The organism is Okeania sp. SIO3B5 (genome assembly GCF_010692555.1).
Taxonomy (GTDB): Bacteria; Cyanobacteriota; Cyanobacteriia; order Cyanobacteriales; family Microcoleaceae; genus Okeania.
This window is the reverse complement of the sequence record NZ_JAAHHG010000704.1, coordinates 1-4,329: the sequence shown is the minus strand read 5'-3', so window position 1 is coordinate 4,329 and position 4,329 is coordinate 1. Positions and strand designations below refer to the sequence as shown.

The following is a 4,329-nucleotide window of genomic DNA, read 5'->3' as shown; positions in this document are numbered from 1 at the left end:
TAATAAATTAGCAATACTAATACCTAATGCACCTGAAATTCCACTAATAGCTAATGCTTGACTCATATCTAGAACAGATAATTCTTGTGTTAGTGACTCAGAAAAATTCCTTTTACTTTGTTCTAGGAAACTTGTATCTTGAGCCAAATTATTACCAGGAAAAATTTGTTTTATCCATTTCAGAGAAGGTAAAGCAAATAACAGCAGAAAAAACAAGGTCATAGCCAAATTATCTGCTGCTGTTCCTGCCGCTAACAAATCTCCTGAATCTAAATTTAATTCGATAATTTGAGCAGTGGCAAAAAAATTTACAGATCCACCTATGTAAGTAGCACAGAAAACTCCAGCTAATTTCCAATTTAACTCACCTATAGGAATCAAATAATATGCTAATATAGTTCCCAAAACTGTTCCTAAAGCACCTAAAAAATAAGCAATTAAAACTCGCCCACATTCATGCATAATTTGTAATATATTAGCTTGAAATAAAAGCAGAGGAATAGAAAAGGGAACCAGAAAAGACCAAACTACATTATAGACAGGAGCATCAATAGGTATAATTCTTAGATTCGACAGAAAAAATGTTACCACCATAGTTACAACAGCACCAGATATACTTGCACCCCACTTTTTTTGTTCTGACCAAAAACCAATAGTTGCTGCTGAGAGAAGAATTGCCCAAATAGCGAAATTTTGCTCAGGTTGAATCAAACTGTTTGCCATAACCGGTCGAAATTTCTTTTTCAAAGATAACAAAATTCTACAAAAATTATGTTATACCAATTCCCAAAAATAATACTATACTTCCAATGGAACTTCAGTTATTAAGTAATAATAATAATTCAGTAATGAATGTAGAGGATTATCAGCATTAATCCAAAATATATTATGCCTTTAAACCCTACTCCCTACTCCCTACTCCCTACTCCCAAGGAAATGTAGCAAAACTTTTGATAAATGGTATTATTAAATGCAATAAATATCTCCAATTTCAGCAATAATATGAAATTCGGTTATACAGTTATCGTATTTGCTAGTAAGCATTTACTACTTCCGATTCCTTGCTTAAATCCTTCCTTTTTTTTCTTACTTTTAAATTTTGACTTTCTTTATGAACCCAAATAAAATAGAATCAAAAAAAGCTCTTTTATTGATTAATCCCCATGCTAGAAAAGTCACTAATAATTTACCTTTAGCTTTAAATTATTTACAAGATTTTGGCTTAGAAGTTATTTGTCAAGAAACTGAATCTCCCCAGGACTTTAACCATTTTATTCAAAACTATAAAAACCAGGTAAATATGGTAATTATTGGTGGTGGAGATGGCACATTAAACTTGGCAGTAGATGCTTTAGTAGAAACAGGTTTACCCTTGGGAATTTTACCATTAGGAACAGCTAACGATCTAGCTAGAACTTTAGGAATTCCTGATTCTTTATTTGAAGCTTGTCGAGCGATCGCTACAGGTAAAAAACGTTATATAGATTTAGGTGTAGTTAATGGCAAATATTTTTTCAATGTTGCTAGTATCGGATTAAGTGTAGATATTACTAACAATTTAACTAAAGAAGCAAAACGTCGATGGGGTGTATTAGCTTATGCTATTACTGCCAGTAAAATGATTTTAAAAAGTCGTCCTTTTACTGCAGAAATTCATTGCAATGGTGAAACAAAAATAGTTAAAACTCTGCAAGTTGCGGTAGGAAATGGCAGACATTATGGAGGTGGTATGACTATTGCTCACGATGCTACAATTGATGACCAAAGACTAGATTTATACAGTTTAGAAATCAAGTATTGTTGGCAATTTATCGGTATGTTGCCTTCTATATGGCAAGGAAAATATCAAGAAAATTTTGGATTTCGTTTTCTTACTGGTTCTGTATTTAATATTTATACTCGCAAACCTCGCCCCATTAATACAGACGGGGAAATTGTTACTTATACTCCAGCACATTTCCAGGTAGTTCCTTTAGCTTTAGCTGTTATAGTGCCGAAAAAATTAACAACTGAAAAGGAAAAACTTAACCCTGTAATTCATTAGATTAATCAAAACCTCTGTAGCACAGGCATCTTGCCTGTTAGTAATATATCCATCTGAAATTCCCCATATAATATATATAATATTAAAACTGAATTAAAATGAATATTAAAGATATAATCATACCAATTGAAAAAAAGAATGTTACGAATAATAAGCACCATTGCGTATACTTTATAAGAAAGTTTATTTGATGAAAAAGATAATTCACAACATCAAAAATGGTATTAAATCTATTCATTCTTGCTCCTAAATTCAGAATTCTTGCGAAATACCCTAGTGCAGGATGGCATAAATAACTAACCAGTTACAAAATCCTAAAAGCCTTACCAATTAATACTTTTAACTTTTAACTTTTTACTTTTGACTTCCGCATAGCGGCACTAGCTATTTGTAACAAACATTTATCAATTTAACCCATCCCATACTCAGTAAATTGCCTCATATAGTACGCAAACATATCGGCGACAGCCATTAACGTAGTTATGCACTAGCAAAACGACCGCTTTTTTACCCTTAAAAGGGGAAGCTTTAAACCAGAATTATTAATTATTAATTATTAATTATTAAATAGACATTCCTACATCACCAGCAGCGACGGGCAGCGGATCGTGAGTTATAGTCCATCCTTCTTTTTCAAGGGCACGTTTGACTGTATCGTGAAAAATATCTTTAGCAGGCATTGTTTAAAGTTTTTCTACTTATATAATCATTTTAAATAAGAATGAAACACTTTTTCTGTTGAAACTTTTTATCTTAATAGCAATTCCCATACTGGTGAGGTACAAAATTTTAGGCTTGAGGGAACTAGGGAATAGGGAATAGGGAATAGAAAAAAAATAAAAACGAGTGTACCTCATAACTTTGGGAATTGCTATAAAGAAAAGATTGTATGTAAGCATTCAGCCGTCAGCCAGCCTCCTACCGGAGGAACTGCGGACTTCAGCTAGCCTCCTCCGGAGGAACTGCGGACTTCAGCTATTGCTTTTAGTTTAGGATCAAAGCAATATTTAATTGTCTTACTACAAAAGTTGGCTCCCTTCCCCTTAAAGTCAGTTGTTAATTTAAACACTGTCCTATATGAGAGAGTCTTATTGCTGATAGCTGACAGCTAATAGCTGAATGCTTACGATTGTATCAATCTAAACTGAAATGACTATAAGATTGAAGATGTCTATTATTGAAGATGTCAATGACTAAAACAAAATCATTTTTTTTGTTCTTATTTAGGGCTTACCGCTCTAATCTAAAAGCATTTACAGATAAAGGTAAGTGCCTTTTTAGAACGAAAAAAAGTTAGGATTTTGTGCTAACTACGGCAAAAAATAAAGGGATAAATATATCCGACTACCTCCTCTAAATTTTCCATGACTCCTAACTCCTGACTCCTGACTCCTGACTCCTGACTCCTACCCCTGCAACCCTATTTATAACTCAAATATGACAGAAAAATTAATAATTCCCATACATGAAACATTCCAAAAAACCATTCAAGGAGAAGGCTATTGGGCAGGTACACCAGTAGATTTTATTCGTCTTGCTGGTTGCCCAGTAGGTTGTCATTATTGTGATACTGGTTATGCCGATGGAGGAACTAATTTACCAAGAAAAATTAAAACTTTTGATGAGTTAATTAATGAATTATTTTCTCCCAGAGTTGTTATTTCCGGTGGTGAACCTTTTATCAATAAACAATTACCTAATCTAGTGAACAAAATAGAAGCTACTGGCAGAAAAGTTTCTATAGAAACATCCGGTTGCTATTGGCAAGAAATTTCACCTCAGACTTGGATAACCCTTAGCCCTAAACAACATATTAGTCCTAAATATCCAGTTGTAAAACAGATGTGGATGCGGGCTTCAGAAATCAAATTAGTAATAGAAACTGGTAAAGAATTAGAATTTTATAGTAAAATTTTATTGGCAAATAATAATATTCCAGTTTTTCTCCAGCCAGAATGGTACAGTCGTAATTTTTCCTTACCATTAGTCTTAGAGTTACTCCAAAAATATCCTAGTTACCGCCTATCCGTGCAGTTACATAAATATTTGGGGGTACAATAATTAGGGTTTGCTGAAAAAGTCTTATGGGTGAAGGTAGGAGACAGGAGACAACCCACCCCTAGCCCCTCCCAGGAGGGGAGGGGGAGACAGGAGAAATGGGAATTTGGAGGAGGTAGGAGCGGGCGTTTTGTCCCAAGATTGTTCTGCCCAACTCTTGAGCAAAATCCTGAATTTTTGAACCATTACCACCTAAAACCTCGCACTTTTTCCAGACCTAAAATTAC

The 4,329-nt window shown here is 34.0% G+C and carries 4 protein-coding genes; 2 read left to right on the top strand and 2 right to left on the bottom strand.

Features of this window, described 5'->3' with window-relative positions; all coding sequences use genetic code 11:
* Positions 1 to 723 (bottom strand): DUF819 family protein (locus F6K54_RS41210; RefSeq protein ID WP_293090280.1); only part of this gene is annotated, 723 nt, incomplete at its 3' end.
* 388 nt (positions 724 to 1,111) lie between these two features.
* Between F6K54_RS41210 and F6K54_RS41205 the strand changes: the two genes are divergently transcribed.
* The gene (locus tag F6K54_RS41205) at positions 1,112 to 2,044 is read left to right on the top strand and encodes a lipid kinase (RefSeq protein ID WP_293090279.1); all 933 of its coding nucleotides are present in this window, start codon (positions 1,112 to 1,114) and stop codon (positions 2,042 to 2,044) included.
* A gap of 563 nt (positions 2,045 to 2,607) precedes the next feature.
* On the opposite strand, the gene F6K54_RS41200 is transcribed toward F6K54_RS41205, so the two are convergent.
* On the bottom strand, positions 2,608 to 2,724 hold the full coding sequence (locus tag F6K54_RS41200; protein ID WP_366558390.1) for an element excision factor XisH family protein: 117 nt from the start codon (positions 2,722 to 2,724) through the stop codon (positions 2,608 to 2,610).
* Positions 2,725 to 3,481: 757 nt separating this feature from the next.
* Here F6K54_RS41200 and F6K54_RS41195 point away from each other — a divergent pair.
* Complete coding sequence (locus F6K54_RS41195) at positions 3,482 to 4,105, top strand: 7-carboxy-7-deazaguanine synthase QueE (protein ID WP_293090278.1); 624 nt, start codon at positions 3,482 to 3,484, stop codon at positions 4,103 to 4,105.
* The last annotated feature ends 224 nt before the right edge of the window (positions 4,106 to 4,329 follow it).

Bases quoted from the DNA above. Each gene is read 5' to 3' on its own strand.
- F6K54_RS41205 (WP_293090279.1), top strand. From the start codon at position 1,112: ATGAACCCAAATAAAATAGAATCAAAAAAAGCTCTTTTATTGATTAAT.
- F6K54_RS41200 (WP_366558390.1), bottom strand. From the start codon at position 2,724: ATGCCTGCTAAAGATATTTTTCACGATACAGTCAAACGTGCCCTTGAA.
- F6K54_RS41195 (WP_293090278.1), top strand. From the start codon at position 3,482: ATGACAGAAAAATTAATAATTCCCATACATGAAACATTCCAAAAAACC.